This is a genomic window from Vibrio hepatarius (assembly GCF_043642085.1).
In the GTDB taxonomy this organism is placed as follows: Bacteria; Pseudomonadota; Gammaproteobacteria; order Enterobacterales; family Vibrionaceae; genus Vibrio; species Vibrio hepatarius_C.
The window spans coordinates 532525-552400 of the sequence record NZ_JBHZSA010000002.1 but is presented as its reverse complement, the minus strand read 5'-3'; the positions used below and the strand labels follow the sequence as shown (position 1 = coordinate 552400).

Annotated in this window: 15 protein-coding genes; 7 read left to right on the top strand and 8 right to left on the bottom strand. The window is 43.4% G+C overall.

Annotated features, from left to right (window positions below; genetic code table 11):
* Position 1: 1 nt before the first annotated feature.
* Positions 2-1765 carry a methyl-accepting chemotaxis protein gene (locus ACHUFZ_RS05535; protein WP_394126251.1) on the bottom strand — a complete coding sequence of 588 codons (1764 nt, stop codon included), beginning with the start codon at positions 1763-1765 and terminating at the stop codon, positions 2-4.
* 140 nt (positions 1766-1905) lie between these two features.
* On the opposite strand from ACHUFZ_RS05535, the gene ACHUFZ_RS05530 reads away from it, so the two are divergent.
* Positions 1906-2511 carry a beta-phosphoglucomutase family hydrolase gene (locus ACHUFZ_RS05530; RefSeq protein ID WP_394126250.1) on the top strand — a complete coding sequence of 202 codons (606 nt, stop codon included), beginning with the start codon at positions 1906-1908 and terminating at the stop codon, positions 2509-2511.
* A 42-nt stretch (positions 2512-2553) separates the two neighbouring features.
* Here ACHUFZ_RS05530 and ACHUFZ_RS05525 read toward each other — a convergent pair whose 3' ends face one another.
* Positions 2554-3858: an inosine/guanosine kinase gene (locus tag ACHUFZ_RS05525; protein WP_394126249.1), complete on the bottom strand. Its 1305-nt coding sequence runs from the start codon at positions 3856-3858 to the stop codon at positions 2554-2556.
* A gap of 111 nt (positions 3859-3969) precedes the next feature.
* Positions 3970-4443, bottom strand: a complete 474-nt coding sequence (locus tag ACHUFZ_RS05520; RefSeq protein ID WP_134834733.1) for a CreA family protein — start codon at positions 4441-4443, stop codon at positions 3970-3972.
* A 153-nt stretch (positions 4444-4596) separates the two neighbouring features.
* On the opposite strand from ACHUFZ_RS05520, the gene ACHUFZ_RS05515 reads away from it, so the two are divergent.
* Positions 4597-5100 (top strand): flavodoxin, encoded by a 504-nt coding sequence (locus tag ACHUFZ_RS05515; protein ID WP_394126248.1) that lies wholly within the window; start codon positions 4597-4599, stop codon positions 5098-5100.
* 136 nt (positions 5101-5236) lie between these two features.
* Complete coding sequence (locus tag ACHUFZ_RS05510) at positions 5237-5890, top strand: HAD-IA family hydrolase (protein ID WP_394126247.1); 654 nt, start codon at positions 5237-5239, stop codon at positions 5888-5890.
* Positions 5891-6354: 464 nt separating this feature from the next.
* Here the strand turns inward: ACHUFZ_RS05510 and ACHUFZ_RS05505 are convergent, their stop codons facing one another.
* Positions 6355-6810, bottom strand: a complete 456-nt coding sequence (locus ACHUFZ_RS05505) for a methylglyoxal synthase (RefSeq protein WP_134834727.1) — start codon at positions 6808-6810, stop codon at positions 6355-6357.
* Positions 6811-6823: 13 nt separating this feature from the next.
* Positions 6824-7834 (bottom strand): TMAO reductase system periplasmic protein TorT, encoded by a 1011-nt coding sequence (gene torT / locus ACHUFZ_RS05500; RefSeq protein WP_394126246.1) that lies wholly within the window; start codon positions 7832-7834, stop codon positions 6824-6826.
* Between the two features lie 80 nt (positions 7835-7914).
* Between torT and torS the strand changes: the two genes are divergently transcribed.
* Entirely contained in the window at positions 7915-10800 is a 2886-nt protein-coding gene (gene torS, locus ACHUFZ_RS05495) for a TMAO reductase system sensor histidine kinase/response regulator TorS (RefSeq protein ID WP_394126245.1), read from the top strand.
* 9 nt (positions 10801-10809) lie between these two features.
* Entirely contained in the window at positions 10810-11346 is a 537-nt protein-coding gene (locus ACHUFZ_RS05490) for a GNAT family N-acetyltransferase (RefSeq protein WP_394126244.1), read from the top strand.
* Here ACHUFZ_RS05490 and ACHUFZ_RS05485 read toward each other — a convergent pair.
* Entirely contained in the window at positions 11343-11963 is a 621-nt protein-coding gene (locus ACHUFZ_RS05485; protein WP_394126243.1) for a lysoplasmalogenase, read from the bottom strand. The two genes, ACHUFZ_RS05490 and ACHUFZ_RS05485, sit on opposite strands and share 4 nt — an antisense overlap.
* 62 nt (positions 11964-12025) lie before the next feature.
* Positions 12026-13174, bottom strand: a complete 1149-nt coding sequence (locus ACHUFZ_RS05480; RefSeq protein WP_394126242.1) for an iron-containing alcohol dehydrogenase — start codon at positions 13172-13174, stop codon at positions 12026-12028.
* 127 nt (positions 13175-13301) lie between these two features.
* On the opposite strand from ACHUFZ_RS05480, the gene ACHUFZ_RS05475 reads away from it, so the two are divergent.
* On the top strand, positions 13302-14195 hold the full coding sequence (locus tag ACHUFZ_RS05475; RefSeq protein ID WP_134834721.1) for an AraC family transcriptional regulator: 894 nt from the start codon (positions 13302-13304) through the stop codon (positions 14193-14195).
* 391 nt (positions 14196-14586) lie between these two features.
* Positions 14587-17739: a chitinase C-terminal domain-containing protein gene (locus ACHUFZ_RS05470; protein ID WP_394126241.1), complete on the top strand. Its 3153-nt coding sequence runs from the start codon at positions 14587-14589 to the stop codon at positions 17737-17739.
* A 75-nt stretch (positions 17740-17814) separates the two neighbouring features.
* On the opposite strand, the gene ACHUFZ_RS05465 is transcribed toward ACHUFZ_RS05470, so the two are convergent.
* Positions 17815-19716, bottom strand: a complete 1902-nt coding sequence (locus tag ACHUFZ_RS05465) for a sensor domain-containing diguanylate cyclase (protein ID WP_394126240.1) — start codon at positions 19714-19716, stop codon at positions 17815-17817.
* Positions 19717-19876 lie beyond the last annotated feature (160 nt).

Below are 19876 nucleotides of genomic sequence, written 5' to 3'. Positions count from 1 at the left end.
TCTATTGGGATGTCTTGAACTCAGCAACGGCGCTGTCCATATCTGTTGCTTGCTCGGAAATGTCGTCAACCTCATTGAGACATTGCTGTGCAGAACCCATGTTACCTTCAGAAATCGTATTCAGCTCAGTGATTGAGTCGCTCACTTGGTTCATCACGATACCTTGCTCTTCAATTGCTGAGGCAATACGTTCAGAGTTAGCCTGAATGTTGGTCATATCATCAATAATCTGCGACAAACTACTATCAAGTGTTTGTGATGCTTCCAGTGTTTGCGCGCCTTGATCGTTACATTGATCGATATTGGTCACCACCTCTGACATTTGGCTCTGAATCGCGGTAACGACTTTGGTAATTTCTTCAGTTGATTGGTGAGTGCGGCTTGCCAATGCACGAACTTCATCGGCAACCACAGCAAAACCACGGCCTTGTTCGCCGGCACGTGCAGCTTCTATCGCGGCATTAAGAGCGAGTAAGTTAGTTTGCTCGGCAATCTCTTGAATAATATTGACCGCATCGCCAATTTTGTCGACGTGATTGTTCAACGAATTGATCGACTCTTGGCTACTACCCAAAATACTTGATAGCTGATCGATATTGTTCACGGTTGTTTCAACCACTTTACGACCATTTTGTGCATTGACGGATGCTTGTTGTACGCCTTCTACGGCTACTGCTGTACTTTCAGAGATTTCATTGATGGTCGACACCATCTCTTGCACTGATGTTGCCATCATACTGGTGTGATTAGCTTGGACGTGGAATTGTTCCATCACATTTTGCAGCTCGCCATGCATGTTTGAAGTGCTACCTGAAAGTGCCGATGATTTGGTCTGCGTACCTGAGATAAGGCGTTCAAACTTATCAAGGAGCATATTAAAGTAATTACCGATTTCAGATAGCTCGTCGTTGCGAGTTAAATTTGCGCGCAGAGATACGTTGTTGGTGTTGGCGATTTCTTGAATAGCCGCAAGTAATGACGCGACTTGTTGGTTGATTGAACGAGAAATCTGGAAAATGAAACCAAAGATTATCAAGACGACTAATGCTGTCATGACCATTTTTAGCGTAGCGAGCTGGTCTTTAGTTGCTTGAGATTGCTCATCAAGTGCTTGGACAAATGCTTTGAATTGTTTTTCGACGGTATGCGATAGGTTACGAGTATCACCCAACAGGCCTTCGTTGTATTTAAGCCCAATAACCTTACTTTGGTTAATGTAGGCTTGAGAAGATGCGGTAAGGCTAGTTGCGTTCGAAGGCAGATACTCTGGCATGAATTGACCAGCTAACACTTGTTTGTTGAATTCAAACAACTTTACTAGCTCATCACTCGAAAGAGAGGGCTTAACGGCTGTTAAATCTGCTAAATATTGTCCTGCTAAGTTATCTTCAGCTTTGAGACCAAGTTGCTCATAGGCTCTTACGAGTTTATTAAAACCGTCTTGATAATTGAGAATATCTTTCTTTAGTTGAGCACTGGATGGGAGAGAGTGCTCAGACAAAATAACTGAAAGTTCCTTTTCTAAGTCAAGGAACGTATCCATGTTTTTGTTGAACTTATCTAAATATTTCATATCTTTACGTAGTAAGAAGTCTTTCTCGTTCCTACGCAAATTCAGTAAACGTATTTCAAGTTTGGCGACCAACAAGCTCGCGTGATTCAATTGAGAAGTCGTCTGGGTAAAGTGGGTTGTTGCAAAAAGTACCGTTACAACCCCAAAAATGGCTACAACACCCAATGAATACAGTTTATTCTTGATATTCATGAGATTACCTTAGTCCGTTAAGTTAGCGATTTATAAGTATTTACAGTGATGTTAGTTGTTAATAATAAATATATCAATGCAATAATTGCGTAAGAAGTATAGCGGACAATTATGTTTGTATGCCTAAAAGTGAGTTTCAGATGTATAAAAATTTAGAAAAGTATCAAGGAATTATCTTTGATATGGATGGAACCTTGATCGATACAATGCCGGCACATCTAACTGCTTGGGCTAAAACGGCGCAGCATTTTGGTTTTCCTTTTACCAAAGAGTGGTTGCACAGCTTAGGTGGAATGCCAAGTTTTAAAATCGCGGCTGAAGTCAATGCTAATCATGGAATGACGCTCGATCCGGCTGAAGTCTCACGCTATAAAATGGCTGCATTTGCTGAACTTGATGAGCATGGCTCAAACATTGACTGTACGGTAGAAGTTCTCAATTACTTTAATGGTCAGAAAAAACTTGCAGTAGGGACGGGGAGTCAACGTGAGAGCGCGATTCGCCTATTAACCAAGGCAAAGCTAATCGAACAGTTTCATGCAGTGGTTACGGCTACCGATGTAGAAAACCACAAACCAAATCCAGATACTTTTCTCAAAGCCGCCGAATTACTGGATCTTAAACCGCAAGAGTGTGTCGTCTTTGAAGATACATTACTGGGGTTACAAGCAGCACATTCCGCAGAAATGGACTGTGTACTTGTTGAAGAGGGTGAACTGAAGTTTTATCCGTGCCCAAGGCAATAAAGTCGTATAAAAAAAGCCGCTATCTTTAGCGGCTTTTTTTTATTATCGATCCCAGTATGCTTCTTCTAGGCTATCTTCGCGCTCAGGTAGTGCACGAGCGAGGCGAGGAGAGTGCTGAGTCAATACTTCGTAACTAACACGGTTCGCGTACTTACAAATCTGCGACAATGACGAGTATGTTAAGTAAGGCTGATCATGCTTAGATGAGTTTGGAACGTTCATTTGATGATGGCTGTTTGCTGCCATATCATGAAGTAATGCTGACAAAGCGGCATCACCCGCGCCATTGGTGTTCTTAATCTCAAGAGGACCGCCAAGGTATGGGCCGATGTGAGAGTATGCTTTAACTGGATTAACACAGTCAGAACGACGCATTGCACGGCTAAACTCATATTTGTTGAATTCAGGGATGTTACCCGGTAACAATGGCAGTTCTGTTTCGCGCTTGGCAGAATCATCGGTGTAACCCGCCATATATAAGCCAACAGGGCCAGAAGTACAAAGGACAACGTCCACCCACTCTAATGCTTTGTCTGCGGCCAGAAGCGGATCTTTCTCACCCGTTAAGGCTTCACCTTCTTCTTCGTTCATCGCAACAATTGAGATGTTTTCTTTAATGTAGTCTTGCCACCATTTCGCGTTGCCTTCAATGACCCATTTCGTACCTAAGGTAAGTACAACAGGAACATTCTTCGCTTTAGCGATTTCAATAGCACGAGCAACAGCTTGTGGCATTGGATCTTCAGGCTTACCACGCATTAGGTATGAAGAGACAACAAGCGCTGACGCTTTGTCGAATACATCTTCAGGAATGCTATCAGGGCGAAGCTTGTTCATATGACCTTCGTTAATCGCGAACGTACGTTCACCATTTTCCGAAATCAATGTGTAGCAGCGACCAATAGAGCCTTCGACCATTTGTAAATGATTAAGGTTCATGCGTGAAGAAGTGCGGCATAAGTAACGGTAAGCGAAAGAACCTACTTCGATATTACGTGACATAACGCCAAGCAAGACTGATTTGCTGTCAGCAAGAACAGAATAGTTATGAAGCGTGTTACCGATGGTGTCGCCAGGGTATTGGTGCGTGATGAGTTCACGTTCAACCAACTCTTCATAAAGAGCGTCCGCTTGGCTTTCTTCTAAAACTAATGAGTGTCCCTTGCTCAGTTCGTATTTTGCGAGGAACTCGTCGTCAACTCGTGCTTCGATATCAACGATAGTCTGGCCAACACCGACCACAATTGGGCGAAATAGCTTTGGTGTTTGCTTCATCTGATTGATGAGTGGATCACGAGCGTGAGTTGGAAAGTAGTGCTTAGATTTGCGCTGTCCGGGAAACTTCATGTTAAAAGTGGAGTTGGAAATTTTCCCGCATAATATCACAAAGGTGAAAGATTGCTTTCATATTTATTACATAAAAAGGGGCCAAGCGTAACTGTTTGGCCCTTTAATAACCTATTTTTCGCCTTGATAAGCGCCGTACGCTTTCGTTCCCCAAAGTGGAACTGTTGATAGGCTGTGTTTGAAGCTACCTGATGTCTCTTTGGTAGAGTAGGACAAGTACATCAAAGTTTGGTTTTCGACGTCGATAATACGGCGAATCTTCATGGCCTTGAAAAAGATGCTTTTTGATTTCTTAAATACCACTTCGCCATTGCTAGATTTGTCGATTTTAGCAATCATCTCTGGAGTTATTTCACCCGTTTGACGACAAGAGATTGAGCTGTCGCTTGGGTCAGCTAGACTGAAGTCTGCTTCAATCGAAGCGACATGACAGGTAACACCTGTTACAACAGGATCTTGCATATGGTTTAGTTTGATATCCTTCATCGTAAACAAACCTAGGCTTACATCACCCACTTCATCGCTGCTGTCACATGCGGTTAGTCCTAGTGCGAGTAAACCGACTACTGCAGTTTTTTTGAACATTTTAACGAGTCCTTTGCTAAGTATATTTAGGTGAAACACAATTAGCATATCAGCTTTTTTGTTTAGATGGGCAATATGTATGTAAAAGACTTGTGAGCTCAATGTGTTATCGAGTAAGCTTCAGCTAGTTATAGTACAAAGACAGGTTTAGTCGTGACGACGTTGATTCCCCAAATTGCTCAAGTTAAGAATTCATGGCTGTACCAACAAGTCGATGTGCAATTTCCTACCAAAGAAAGCCTTAAAGGTTTAGAACTCTATAAACGAGCTGCTTCGGCGCGTGAATATGAAGTTCTCACCGAGTTACCGTCCGCAGAAACATCGTTTCATTCTGATGACATTTTCCTCGTTGATTTTCATCGCCTGACGGTGATGTTCGCCCTTATTCAAGCTAGTCAATGGCAAAACGAGTTTGAGCGAGAAATGATCGTTGAGTTCCTAACTCAAATCATCTATTCAGAGCCTTGCTCATTGTATCTAGGGTTTCAGTCTGGTGAGCCAGTAGCGGCTGCGATTGTTACTCAAACGGAACAAAGCATACTGATTTCAGACATTGTCGTTAAGAGTGATGAGCCTTCTGCGCATTTTGTGTCGGCATTGCTAGGCAAATTAACTGACCAAATTACCGCTGATATTGAGCTTATTGTTGAAAAGTAAAGCCTATGTAAAAGGGTGATGTACTCTAAAGTTCTGAGCATCAGAGTTTTAATAACCAATAAACTGTTAACTTCGTCATTTTAATTACAGCATTTTTTTTTATTATTTCTTAATGCGAATTAAGAAGGTAATTTGAATGACTAAGACAAATGCTCAATGTGTAATCTTCGATTGTGACGGTACGCTTGTCGATAGTGAGAAACTTTGCTGTCAAGCACTGTGTGAGACCTTCAGTCGTTTTGGGGGCAAACTTTCAATGGAAGAGGCGGTTAGCCATTTTGAAGGTGGCAAGCTTGCCGATATCTTAGCCAGTACAAAACATCGCTTAGGCATCAACGTCTCTATTGATAAGCTTGAACCCGTTTACCGTGAAATTCTTGACTCTCTTTTCGAAGAACAGCTCGAACCTATGGATGGCGTATTTGAAACACTCGAGTTCCTGAAAGGAGCAGGGGTTGAATATTGCGTAGCGTCAAATGGACCGAGTCATAAAATTGAAAGATGTTTAGAGCTCACAGGACTATTACCCTTCTTTAAAGGCAAAATCTTTTCCGCTTTTGATACCAACAGTTGGAAACCTGAACCGGACCTAATTCTTTATAGCGCGATGAACATGGGGTTCAAACTACAAGAGTGTGTCTATATTGATGATACGCCTAAAGGCCTTGAAGCGGGTGTTAGAGCAGGTGTGAAAACTGTCCACTTAGTCGGTTTGAATAACAAAAGTCACAAGCTGGAGCTACTTAAAATTCAAAACCTTAGAGAATTGCAGGCAGTCTTAGAAGGCTAATGCATAGGTAACGTTAGTAGAGGGGGCATTTCTCTACAGGCTGATATATGCGGCATAACGGGCTGGGTGATGACTATAGATTTGATGTCTTCAAAGAATGACCCGCATTCTGCGCATAACATTTTGTCGTTGCTAGATAACAAATACTCTTCGCTACCGCAAAGTGGGCAACAAAGTACATCATGGTCGGTATGTTCTGATGTCATAAAGGTTCTCCTAGCAGCAAAAGTGACTTTAACGTTGTTTTTTTATTATGTTCACAGGTTAACTACATACCTGTGTCGTTACAATTCTATTTTAGTCTAATTCCTCTTCAGAAAGCCCGTCAGCGAGATCAATTGCAAAAGTTTGAGAAGCAATTCATATAACGCCAGCGATCAAACTTTAAAATTCAGAATTCTCTACACAATAAACACGCAATAAAAAAGCCTGCAAATATGCAGGCTTTTCTAAATCTGAATATCCTAAGTACGATTAGCTAAGTAAGCTTCGTAATCTGGGATTTCAATATCCACTTTTTGTTCAATCAGCTCTGATTCGATAATGAACTTTGCCGTTGCGCGGTTAGTTGCCACTGGAATGTTCCACACACTAGCAATACGTAGCAGTGCTTTTACATCAGGGTCGTGCGGTACCGCGTTTAGAGGATCCCAGAAGAAAATCAGTACATCAATTTTACCTTCAGAAATCAAAGCGCCAAGTTGCTGGTCGCCGCCCATAGGACCGCTGATCATGCTTTTAATGGCTAATCCAGTTTCTTTGCTCAGCATCGAGCCCGTGGTGCCTGTCGCGTAAAGGAAGTGCCCTTGTAGTTTTTCTTTGTTCTCTTTAACCCAGCGAAGTAACTCTGGCTTACAGTTGTCGTGTGCAACTAAAGCAATGTGTTTGTTTTCCGGTAGAGTACGAGTCGTTTTTTCCATTTAGACTTCCTAATTATTTGTTTTCGTTATAGACGTAAAAAGTGGGTCGATATTCCGAAGGAGACAGCGATTGGTCAATCACCTTTGGATTCAATTTGTGTGGCGTGAGCGGCTCAATGATCGGAGCCATCACTTTTTCGTATGGCTCACCGCGCAGGTAGCTAACCGCTTGTTGGATAGACAACCGGCCTTGTAAAACCATTTTATCAGTAGGAGCGAACTCAACTCGATCGCGCAGTAAACCACGATAGACGCCATGACTTAAATAGGTAGAAACCAAGCCTATCTCGTTAGTTTTTCCAGCGCTACGAAGTTCACTGATCGCCGCTTCAATAGCGACGGCACTACCTACGATATAATCAACATCAGGGTTGTCGATAGCGGATTGTACTAGGTTACGCTGTAACTCCTTGTCATTGTCTGCCCATAAGGTTTCCGTGATATGAATGTCACTGTTTTGAATTGCCGCGTAGAAACCTTGGATAACCGGCTTGGTACCACCACTCGATTTAGGGCCCGGCAAAAGTGATACGTTTGCAACGCCTGAACCTTTAGGATGTTTAGATTTTAAATACTCGCCAGTGTAGTAACCCATCCAGTACCAATCGACGCCAACTTCACCTTTAAGGTTGGTTTTATTTTCGTCATCGACTAAGAACTTATTAACCGTGGCAAAAACGGGAGTGCTGCCAACGTACTGGCGTAGAGAGTCATAAAATAGGTCAGGAGCAACTGTGCCTACAATAATGGCGTCGGCGTTCCAACGAACACATAGAGATAAATGCTGGCGCTGCTTCTCTAGATTAAGGTAGCCACCGGCTTCAAGTACTCTTAAGTCGACGTTTTGTTTTTTCGCTTCGTCAACCATACCGTAGTTGACCGACAACCAGTATGAGTCTTTTAAATGAGGGTAGATTCCACAGATTCGTAGCGGTTCTTGTGCCTGAGCCTGATTTGCAAAAGCAATCAGTAGCACAGCACTTAAGGTTGTAGCTCGCTTTTTAATAGCGGAGATCAAAGACATGCAGTATTTCGTTGGTAAAGGCCCTATAAACACTGCAAAATATACCGCATTATAGATGACTAAAGAAGTGAAGATTCATCGTGTTACTTGCTAAAGCCAGTATTGGGCGTAAGTTATTGTTTGCATTCTTGGCAATGGCCTTGCTGGTTTTGATTTCCGCTCTTATCGGTGTGTTTGGTTTTAGCTTTGTGGCTAAAACAGAGCGTAACGTCGTTAATTCAGCGATTCCTTCTATGATCGAGGCGCGTCAGGTCTCTGTGCTTTCCTCTCGGATCATATCTTCCGTACAGGTCCTATCTAATGCTAAGACCGAAAAAGAGCGTCAACAAGCCGGCCAGGAGCTGTTCGCCCAGTTGGAGTCTTTACTCACGCATATAAAACAACTTGGCTCTGACTCTTTTGATTCCAAACTTCTGACCAAGTTAGAGACTGATTTACAGGTTGTCATTGATACACTTGCCAAGCTGGGTATTACAGTGGAAAAGCGTCTATTCCTAGATCAAGAGTTGGTCGTTCGTACAGAAGAGTTACGCAACCTGGCGCAAGAACTGGAACAACTGACGCGTACCCAGGTTTCCAATACCTCGACCATTGCTGTTGCTAACGTCACCCACATCTACGACTTGTTGTCTAAGCAAAAGACTCTGCAGGCGTATAAAGCACTCGATACCTTGGTCGAAGTCGACCTTGATCTTTCTGAACGTCTCCATGAACTGCATCTGTTGGCGTTTAAGCTTCTCAATCACATTGAAGAAACTCGCACAATTTCAGACATAAACCGTATTAAAACGATTCGCCAAGAGTTTGTGAATAATCTATCGATAATGAAACGTCGCGTACAAGCAGTAGAAGATCCGACACGTTCAATCCAAATGGTTGACTTGTTAAAGCAGCTTGATGAGCGAGAAGTGGTGTTTGATGTCTTGCTGCAGCGTTATGAAAACGAAGCCTTAGCACAACAGTTAATGCAGAACACCCTCGATCAGTTCTCGGCTCTGAATACAACGGTAAACAAACTGGTTGATGAATCCAACGCAGCAACAACCGTGGCTGTATCAGAGCTAAAAACCACCTTAGACTATGCCCAACTGACACTAACGATCATCACAGTGCTCGGTATGGTGATCGTTGTTTTGATCGTTTGGAAAGTGGTTTATGTCTCGGTGCTCAAACGTTTGGCGGAATACTCTTCGGCGCTATTGTCTATCGCTAAAGGTCAACTGAAAGTGGATGTGACGGTTAAAGGTAACGATGAGTTGGCACATATGGGGCAAGCGATCATCACAGCTCGTAATACCGCTCATGCGTTAAAAGTCGTCGCGGAAAGTGAAGCTAAAGCCAAGCGCGAGTTACAAGAACACAAAGAACACTTAGAAGAGCTAGTGACTGAACGAACTCACCAATTACAAGATGCTAACGTCCGCCTTAATGAAGAGGTGGAAAACCACGCAAGAGCGCGCACTCTCGCGGAGCAAGCAAGCCGAGCGAAATCTGCATTCTTAGCCACGATGAGTCATGAAATACGTACGCCAATGAATGGAGTACTCGGCACAGCAAGACTATTAAAAGATGCAGGCTTAGACAGCAAGCAAGGCTATTACGTTGATGTGATAAATCGCAGTGGCACAACATTGCTGGCGATCCTAAACGACGTGCTTGATTACTCTAAAATAGAAGCTGGTCATCTAGAAATAAGACCTGTCGACTTTAACCTATACTCTATGGTCGATGACACTAAGCATCTGCTGGATGGACGAGCAAAAGAGAAATCATTAGAACTCGCTTGTACTATTGAAAGCGATGTAGAGAAATTTTGGCATGGTGATGTCACCCGTATTAGCCAAGTTCTCAATAACTTAGTTGGTAATGCGATTAAGTTTACTGATCAGGGCTATGTCGATATCTATGTGTCACTCGACCCTGATTGTGACGGCCACGTTTTGTTTGAAGTGTCAGATAGTGGCGTCGGCATCAGTGAGCAAGAGCAAGTCACACTGTTTGATGCCTTTACTCAGGCCTCCGGGGGCTTAAGTTCTAAGGGGGGAACTGGGCTGGGCTTAGCGATCAGTAAACGTATTGTCGAAGCGATGGATGGTGAGTTGCTGGTTGAATCGAACGTTGGTGAAGGGAGTCGTTTCTGGTTCTCGATTCCGTTAGCTGCAGGCCAAGAAGTTGAAGAGTCTGAAGCCGTCTCGGAATGTAAACTCAAAGCCAAAGTGCTACTCATCGAAGATAATCCGGTCAATTGCATGGTTGCTGAAGGGTTCTTAGAAAGTATGGGGCATACTGTCCAGACAGCAATTGATGGCAAGCAAGCAAAGGACGTGTTTACCGATCAACGCTTCGACATAGTCTTGATGGATATAAACTTGCCAGATTGTGATGGTATTGAATTGCTCGCTGAGCTAAAACAAGTTGAGGTTGAGCTCAATATAACACCAACACCTATGATCGCGGTATCTGCCCATGTATATAATGAAGAAGTACAAAGCTATCTTGCCGCAGGTTTTGATGGATATTTACCTAAACCGCTCGATAAAGACGCGCTGTGTGTCATTGTACAAAACAGCTTAGATGGGCAAGAGCTTATTCTTGAGCAAGCCGAATGTTATGAAGGTGGGGGTGACAGCGAGATGGAACAACGAGTAATCATCGACAGCAAAATCGTTAATGCAGACATGCAAGTGCTGGGCAAAGAAAAAATGCGAGACATTGGCCACTTGTTTAATCAAGGAGCGGATGAGATTCTTAAACTCCTAGATGCCACCCAAGATAATAACGGCGTCAAGCAACTTGCGCATAAACTCAAAGGTTCTGCTGGAAGTATGGGACTCAATGCTCTGTTTGATATTTGCCTACTCATTGAGAAAGATAGTGCACCTTTAACTTGTTATACCAACAACAAACAGGCGCTTACCCAATTGGTCCAGCAGTCAAAACAAGCCTTAAAAGAACTATTAGATTAGAGAGCTTTAATGTACGTAATTGAAACTAGTCATTTAAACATGTCCCAAATCTCAGAAGCAGATTGGGCGCTATTCGAACGTTTACACCAGGATGACGAAGTCATTCGATATGCTTTTGATAAACCGTCTGTCACAGCTATTCGCGAACGCTTTGAATCACGTTTACCAGTATGGTCTTGGCCGAGCAATCATTGGTTATGTTTAGTGATAAGGGAAAAGCAGACAGGAAAAGCGATTGGAGTAACAGGTCTATGTATTTCAGAACAAAATGATCGTCATGTGGAAGTTGGTTATCTGCTTCTTCCTGAGTTTCACGGTAAAGGCTACGGCACTGAATCTTTGATCGGCCTCATTGACTATATGACTGACAGTTTCCCAATAGATACCGTCAACGCGATTGTTACGGATGGGAACATTGCTTCGTGTAAGGTGCTTGAAAAGGCGGGGTTTTCTCTAGCTGAGCGTGAAAAAGACGCGTACAAAATAGGCGAACACTATTATGACGACCTTATTTACCGCTACCATGTAGAAGAGCCTCAGTGCTAACTCAATACAGATAAGGTCAGAAGCGCTTGTGCGGTGTAGTAAGTCACCATAATCACGTGTCGTGAGAAAGCGGAACTACTACGAAATCTGTCGATGGCTAATACTAAATCTGACGCGATAAACACAATTGCTCCAAGTGCTCCATAGGCGGCACTAATATACGGAGAAGCTGACCACAGCTCGATCGCTCCCCAGGCCATCCATAGAATAGCGATACTGTAAACGGCAACAGGGATCTTCATCTCGCCGAGTGTGGGCAAAAGAAACAAATAGACGATGACCCCAATCGCAAGCAAAAGACTTAAAGTGGTGTAGTTAAAGCTAGTGGTCTCATTAAAAAATGCTGCGGTGTAAACAATATGGGCGAGGAAGAACGCACTTAATCCCTGAATGAACTTGTCTTTTGGATGCATCAGGAAGAGGTCACCAATACTTGAAAACAGTAAGCCCGCTCCAATTAGAAGTGCGTAAGTTTGATTTGTATGGCCTTCGAAAGAGAACACGAGATAGGCCATCATTAGGATAGGAGTTGCTTTAGTCAGATAGAAAATCGTTCTATTTTTTCTATCAATGCTCCAGATATGAATGAAACATATCAGGCAAATCGCTATCCACATAAACCTTCTCTCAAAAAAAAAGCAGCAAGTGCTGCTTTTTTAGAGTAATGATTGGCGATCTGTTACGCAATAGCGCTTGCGAGAATATTGCGACTTTGGTCTAAGGTAATCGCTTGATTTTCACCTAATGCTACCATTCCATGCTGCTCTAACTGTGACACTACCGCTTCAACAGCATCGTTTTTACTACCTTGGTATTCATTAAACTCTGTAGTAACCCCGAGTGATTGGTAGAAGGCTTCAATCGCATCGATCGTTTGCTCAGCAAGCGTGTCTGAATCTGTCAATCCAAATACGTTTTTGCCCATTTGCTCAAGCTTGGCTTTTTTCACTGCGAATTGATTACGAAGTAGTGATGGCTGAACAATAGCAAGTGAACGTGCATGATCAACTCCCCAAAGGGCAGTAAACTCATGACCAATCATATGTGTTGCCCAGTCGTGAGGAACACCAGAACCAATTAGTCCGTTAAGCGCTTGGTTGGCATTCCACATTAGGTTTGCACGCCACGCATCGTTGTCACGACTTTCGAACTCTTCACCCAGTTTCTTTAGGTTTTTAAGCAATGCTTCAGCGTAGCCATCTTGCACCATAGCGCCGTGAACATTCGTTAAGTATTGCTCACAGACGTGAACCCATGCGTCGACGATACCATTGACAAGCTGTCGTTCAGGCAGCGTTTTCATCACATCAGGATCCATCACGGCAAATTTTGGTTGTACGTATGGCGTCATGAAAGGAAGTTTGTCGTGAGTCTCTGCTTTAGTGATTACAGCACCCATATTCGACTCTGAACCTGTTGCAGGTAGCGTCAGAATGGCACCTAGCGGAACGGCAGACGAAACAGGGTGCTTACCGATCATGATATCCCAACCATCACCATCGTAATGAGACGCCGCTGCAACGTATTTAGAACCGTCAATCACTGAACCGCCACCGACAGCCAGAATGAAGTCGATACCTTTTTCTTTAACAATGGAAACCGCTTTGTCGAGCGTTTCCTTAGTTGGGTTTGGCTCTACGCCAGAAAACTCTACCCAATCGTAGCCTTCAAGCGCTGCACTAACTTGGTCGTAAACACCGTTTCGTTTGATTGAGCCACCGCCGTAAATCACGATAACCTTGCTGCCTTGAGGAATAATCGAATTAATACTTTGAATTTGTCCCTGACCGAATTGGATTTGGGTAGGGTTTACATAGGTAAATTTCATAGGGTGCCTTTCAGTTCTATGTGAATACATGCTGAGTTTGTATTGTGCATATTAGTCTTGACTTTATAATCATAAAAGGCCAATTTCTCTAATATTATTGCCTATTACTACATTTTGTGGAGTGCTAATGTCGCTAGCTAATTTAATGCAGCAATACGTTGAGTTAAACCAACTAGAGAACCTTGAAGGGATTTCAAAGACCAAAATTGAAGGTGTATTCTTCTATCGCAGCAGTAAGGGAAACAACCGCCAGCCTTTTGTTTATCAGTCTGGTGTGATTGTTCTCGGGCAAGGGCATAAGAATATCTACCTAGGGGATAAGCCTGTTCGGTATGGTTCTGAAGACTATTTAGTTGTCGGCGTGCCAATGCCATTGGAATGTGAGTCGTTTCCTGATAACGGCGAGCCTTTACTAGGTTTGAGTATCAGCATTGATCCGCAAGTTCTTCATCGGCTTGTCAACAAACTGGAATCACTACATTGCTATAAGCCACATGACGAACGCTGCGTAGGAGCAGGCTTAGGCGCTGTAAAAATGGATGATGGAATGCTTGATGTCTGCAAGCGCATTATGAAAGCATTATGTTGTCCGATAGAAGCGGAAATTTTGGCGGATAGCTTAATGGAAGAGCTGGCCTATCGAGCCTTGATGAGTTCAGAAGGGCAAGTGTTGTTTGATCTAGCACGACATGATGGTCATTACGCGAGAGTTGCAAAAGCACTGGAGTTTTTACATAACAACTACCATGAAACGGTGACCGTTCAGCACTTGGCGCAACAAGCAAACATGAGTGTGTCAGCATTTCACCAAGCTTTTCGAGATGTAACCCTTGAGTCCCCAATTCAATACATGAAGAAAGTAAGATTAAACAAAGCGCGAGAGCTAATTCAATTAGAGGGAGTTCGGGTAGGAGTCGCGGCAAGAAGTGTTGGGTACAACAGTACATCGCAGTTTTCGCGCGAATTTAAGCGACATTTTAATCAAACGCCGACTGAAATAAATGCAACGGCTGATGATTAACGACAAAACTTGTTAAAAGAGGAAATTGGATTTTACAAGTTTGCAGTGTTTTTTGAAAATTCTTTAAGTAATACTAGAGGAAATAAGAGCAAAGCTCTAAAGACCCCTATAGGAGATCTAGTCAATCTTCTAACCAAGCCCCTTCATCGATTCGGTGAAGGGGCTTATTTTTTATAAGTAAAATAAATCAGTTATTAGTTATTGATGCAAAATAAGCGTCTCATTGTTGCAAAAGTGACACTTGGATTTGCGAGTGAATTTGAAGTCTAACGATTTTAAACGTGTGTTTCTGCGGCTGTTATCTAATGTTATTTCACTGAGTAATTTAAGTTCGTGGTGATCTTTATTCCACTTTTATTACGTGTAAACAATAACTTAAGGATAACGCAATATGCACCTATCAAAAAGGAATGCAGCAAAAAGAGTCTTTACGCTAAGTACCCTGAGCGCATCGTGCTTGATGGCATTTAATAGCTACGCGGCTGTTGATTGTTCAACGTTAAGTACTTGGGAATCAACGACAGTTTACAATTCTGGAGACCAGGTTGAATACTTAGGAAATGCTTATCAAGCAAACCACTGGACTCAAGCCAATGACCCTGCTCAGACGGCAAGCGAGTGGGGACCATGGAAAGAGATTGGCAGTTGTGATGCGACGGGTGGTAATGAACTTCCTAGCGCTACGATTACTTCTCCTACAGCGACAGATAGTATTGCAGAAGGCGATGTCGTTCCTCTGTCTGCAGATGCAGCAGACATCGATGGAACAATAACTAAAGTTGAGTTTTTACTGAATGATGCAGTCATTGCTCTGAGCACATCTGCGCCATATGCTGCCGTTTGGACTGCAATCCAAGGTAACCATAAAATCACGGCTGTCGCTTACGACGATAAAGGTGCGCAGAGCGTTGCGAGTGATGTAAATATTACGGTTACGTCGCTTAATCCAGACAACATTGCGCCAACCGTTGACCTTACTCTGTCTGCGGCTTCAGTGGAGTTAGGAAGCGTAGTTGCTCTAAGCGCAATGGCTGACGATAGCGATGGAAGCGTCGAGAAAGTTGATTTCTACGTAGCGGGTACGCTAGTTGGCACTGTCGCAACTGCGCCTTACACGCTCGATTACACAACAACTCAATCAGGTAACCTAGCTGTCTACGCGAAGGCGACCGATAACTTAGGCGCGTCAACCAATTCTGCATCAACTTCTCTTAAAGTAAACAGCGCGCCAACCGTGGCGACATGTCGACCGGATGGTCTTTATCAAACACAAGGTGTTGACGTTCCATACTGTACGACTTACGACGAAGAAGGCCGTGAATTGATGGGAGCGGATCACCCTAGACGCGTGATAGGTTACTTCACAAGTTGGCGTGCGGGGGATGATCCTCAAGCGGCTTATTTGGTTAAAGACATTCCTTGGGAGCAACTAACTCATATTAACTATGCGTTTGTGGGTATTGGCTCGGACGGTAAGGTCAACCTAGGCGACGTTAACGATCCAAATAACGCTGCAACAGGCAAAGAGTGGGCTGGGGTAAACATCGACCCAACCCTAGGTTTCAAAGGGCACTTTGGTGCATTGGCAACATACAAAGAACGCTACGGTGTCAAGACGCTGATTTCTATCGGTGGTTGGGCTGAAACCGGTGGCCACTTTGGCGCTGATGGAAACCGAGTCGCGGATGGTGGTTTCTATACAATGACCACTAATGAAGATGGCTCTATTAACCATGCGGGTATCGAGAAATTTGCGGCATCTGCCGTAGAAATGATGCGTACCTATAAATTCGATGGTCTTGATATTGACTACGAATACCCAACCTCAATGGCAGGGGCTGGTAATCCGTATGATAAGGCGTTTATGGAGCCACGTCGCCAATATCTATGGGCATCATACCAAGAACTGATGAAAGTACTGCGTGAAAAACTCGATGCAGCTTCAGCTCTAGATGGCATTCACTACATGCTAACCATTGCGGCTCCGTCATCAGGTTACTTGCTACGTGGTATGGAGACATTTGATGTTACTAAGTATCTCGATTACGTAAACATTATGTCTTACGACTTGCACGGAGCTTGGAATGATCATGTTGGTCACAATGCGGCGCTGTTTGATACAGGTGAAGATTCAGAGTTAGCGCAGTGGAACGTATACGGCACCGCGGCTTATGGTGGTATTGGTTACCTAAATACCGACTGGGCTTATCACTACTTCCGTGGTTCAATGCCTGCAGGGCGCATTAACATTGGTGTTCCATACTATACTCGCGGTTGGCAAGGTGTCACAGGCGGAACAAATGGCCTATGGGGCCGCGCAGCGCTACCTGATCAAACCCAGTGTGCGGAAGGTACAGGTGAAGGTGAGAAGAACAACTGTGGTAACGGTGCAATGGGCATCGACAATATGTGGCATGACCTAGACCCTAACGGCAACGAAATGGGCGCAGGTTCAGGACCAATGTGGCATGCGAAAAACCTAGAAAATGGTATTTGGGGTAGCTACAGCGACGCCTATAAACTAGATCCTGTGAATGATCCGACGGATCGACTCGTCGGTACGTATCAACGTAATTATGACAGTGTGGCGGTAGCGCCATGGCTATGGAACGCAGAGAAGAGCGTATTCCTATCGACGGAAGATGAAGCCTCTGTCAGCGTCAAAGCGGATTACGTTATTGATAAAGAGATCGGCGGTATCATGTTCTGGGAACTAGCAGGTGACTATAACTGTTATGAACTCGATGCTAATGGTCAGCGTATTAACGTCGATGTTAGCGAACAGGCCTGTAAATCGGGTACTGGTGAATACCATATGGGTAATACCATGACGAAAGCTATCTACGATAAGTTTAAGTCTGCAACCCCTTATGGCAATAAGATCGCGACAGGTGCAATCCCATCCGAAGCTGTTGATATCTCCGTTTCAATCGGCGGTTTTAAAGTTGGCGATCAGAACTATCCAATTAACCCGAAAGTGACGTTCACTAACAACAGTGGTCAAGCGATCCCTGGTGGTACTGAGTTCCAATTTGATATTCCAGTCTCGGCGCCAGATAATGCAAAAGACCAGTCAGGTGGTGGCCTTAAAGTTATTGCTTCTGGTCATACAAAAGCAAACAACATTGGTGGGCTAGAAGGAACAATGCACCGCGTTGCGTTCAGCTTACCAAGTTGGAAAGATCTACCTGCTGGTGGCACTTACGAGTTAGATATGGTGTATTACCTACCGATCTCAGGTCCTGCTAACTACACGGTGAATATTAACGGGGTAGATTACGCATTTAAGTTCGAACAACCAGACTTACCTTTAGCGGATTTATCAGCAGGTAATGGCGGTGATACAGGTGGTAACGGAGGAGACACTGGCGGTAACACAGGCTCTGGAACCGTTACAGCGTGGGAACCAGGTGTTACTCAAGCAACAAACGGTGACACATACAGTTATAACGGCCAATGTTTCGTTGCTAAGAACAACCCAGGTACTTGGGAGTCTCCGACGCAATCAAACTGGTTCTGGGATGAAGTTCCTTGTCCACAGTAGTTAAAATGATAGTCAAACACTAATAAAAAGGCCTTGGGGATATCCAAGGCCTTTTTCGATTTAATCTGATGACGCTTAAGCAATTGAATCATTTTCAGTCATCGACAGGATAGAGACTTTATCGCGTCCTAAAGATTTTGATTCATAGAGTGCAATATCAGAGCGTTTATAGGTTTCATCTTGGTGCGAACAAATTTCGGTAAGCCCGGCACTGACAGTGATGTTTAAGTCGCTTTCTAAATTTACCGCAATACGAATTCGATTTAACACGACTTCTGCTTCTCGTAAACCAGTGTGAGGAAGGATAAGAGCGAACTCTTCACCACCAATACGCGCAACCAAGTCGGTTTCCCTTAACTGTTTTTCGATCGAACGCGCTACTTGCTTGATGACCGCGTCGCCTTTGTCATGCCCATACCGGTCATTGACACGTTTGAAGTGGTCTATATCGATAAGCGCAAGAACAGATTCAGCTTGGTTTTGATAGCGTTTCGCACGCGCTGTGTGAGTCTGCATTTCAGAATCAAATTTGCGACGATTCCAAAGTGACGTCATGGAATCTTTTTCACTTAAAGCGCGTAGACGGTTTTCGAGCTCTTTACGATGAGAAATATCAACGAATGACGCAACATAAAACTGAATCGTATCGCTATTGTGTTTTACTGTTTGGATACGCAGTATCTGAGTGATAAGTGAGCCATCTCTGCGTTTATTGATGACTTCACCTTCCCATAGACCGGTATTTTCTAGCTGCTTCCACATCTTTAAGTAGAACTCTTGTGAGTGCTTACCGGATGAAAATAGTGAAGGCTTGTGACCTTTAACATCTTCTAACTCAAATCCACTGACACGTGTGAACTCTTCGTTAACCTGAATAATACGATTGTTGCGATCAGTAATGATCACCGCAGACATACCGTTCATCGCTGCGCGCGCAATTTTACTGTCTAGACTGTTTTTCTCGTGGTTATAGTTCCATGTAACGAAGGTAAAGGTTAATAGGAACAATATGATCAGAATAAAAGTTGCTTGCTGATATAGCTCTTGCCTTTCATCTTGTGTGAACGCGTTTGCTTCAGAAAAATCAGTTTTGAGAAAAAGAATCATATTGCTGATTTTATCAACGTTATCTATCTGAGTTTTAGTGTAAGAAAGCCAACCGTCTTGATCTTTTACTGTTCCTGAGTCACTTTGTTGAATGCTACTCCAAAGCGCTGGGTATTGCTTGGCTATGTTCATTTCCTGATTTTCATAAACCAAATGCCCCATAATGTCGGTGCCTATTGGTGTCATTAAGTAATAGCCTTCTTGAGTGGCTATTTTCGGCAAATTGACAGCGCGATTTTTATAAGCGAGTTTGTTGTATATTCTGACGATATCTAAATTGGCTACAAAATAGCCTAAGCGTTCACCATCAAATGAAATAGGGTAGATGACGCGATAGGTAGGAGTTAACGGGTAGACCAGATCACCATTTTCTTGTTCTAGATCGATGCCAAACGTACCGACCTCGCGGTCTCCTAAGTTTCTAGCGTACTCAAAATAGTCTCTATCACTCTTATTTTGTAAATGCTCTGCTTCAACAAGCTCGATGAAGTTGTTACCACTATTAATACGAACAACCTCATTACCATCGATATCAATAAACCTAAGTTGCGAGTAATACCCTTGAGTGCGTGCAATCAGAACCCAGAAATCTTGGAGGGCTTCCAAATTGTCTTCTGATGGGTTGGTCACAGCTTGCAACAGTATGTTGTTGTGAGAAAGGTAGCGTAATGACGCAGACATTTTGTCTAACGAAGACTGTAATTCAACCTTTGAATACTCGAGTTTATTGCGGCTCTGCTGCTCAATATTGGATTCGGTTTTAAGCTCAATTAAGGAGAGTTGATTGAAAAAGTATAAAAAGGGCACGAACGCCAATACGCTAAATACGGCGATAGATTGAAGAACAAATTTGGAACTGCGTTGGCGCATTATATCGATGTAAACTTCAAATTAATCAGTAGCCGACGACTATACACATATTTTATACCATTTACTGTGAGCCTTGTTGAGTATATAGCTATTGAGTATGTCATCTCCTATGCACACATAGCAATCTGTTGCTATGTGTGTAAACGGATACAAAAAAAGC

Bases quoted from the DNA above. Each gene is read 5' to 3' on its own strand.
- ACHUFZ_RS05520 (WP_134834733.1), bottom strand. From the start codon at position 4,443: ATGTTCAAAAAAACTGCAGTAGTCGGTTTACTCGCACTAGGACTAACC.
- ACHUFZ_RS05475 (WP_134834721.1), top strand. From the start codon at position 13,302: ATGTCGCTAGCTAATTTAATGCAGCAATACGTTGAGTTAAACCAACTA.
- ACHUFZ_RS05465 (WP_394126240.1), bottom strand. From the start codon at position 19,716: ATGCGCCAACGCAGTTCCAAATTTGTTCTTCAATCTATCGCCGTATTT.
- ACHUFZ_RS05535 (WP_394126251.1), bottom strand. From the start codon at position 1,765: ATGAATATCAAGAATAAACTGTATTCATTGGGTGTTGTAGCCATTTTT.
- ACHUFZ_RS05485 (WP_394126243.1), bottom strand. From the start codon at position 11,963: ATGTGGATAGCGATTTGCCTGATATGTTTCATTCATATCTGGAGCATT.
- ACHUFZ_RS05510 (WP_394126247.1), top strand. From the start codon at position 5,237: ATGACTAAGACAAATGCTCAATGTGTAATCTTCGATTGTGACGGTACG.
- ACHUFZ_RS05505 (WP_134834727.1), bottom strand. From the start codon at position 6,810: ATGGAAAAAACGACTCGTACTCTACCGGAAAACAAACACATTGCTTTA.
- torT (WP_394126246.1), bottom strand. From the start codon at position 7,834: ATGTCTTTGATCTCCGCTATTAAAAAGCGAGCTACAACCTTAAGTGCT.
- ACHUFZ_RS05470 (WP_394126241.1), top strand. From the start codon at position 14,587: ATGCACCTATCAAAAAGGAATGCAGCAAAAAGAGTCTTTACGCTAAGT.
- ACHUFZ_RS05490 (WP_394126244.1), top strand. From the start codon at position 10,810: ATGTACGTAATTGAAACTAGTCATTTAAACATGTCCCAAATCTCAGAA.
- ACHUFZ_RS05480 (WP_394126242.1), bottom strand. From the start codon at position 13,174: ATGAAATTTACCTATGTAAACCCTACCCAAATCCAATTCGGTCAGGGA.
- ACHUFZ_RS05530 (WP_394126250.1), top strand. From the start codon at position 1,906: ATGTATAAAAATTTAGAAAAGTATCAAGGAATTATCTTTGATATGGAT.
- ACHUFZ_RS05525 (WP_394126249.1), bottom strand. From the start codon at position 3,858: ATGAAGTTTCCCGGACAGCGCAAATCTAAGCACTACTTTCCAACTCAC.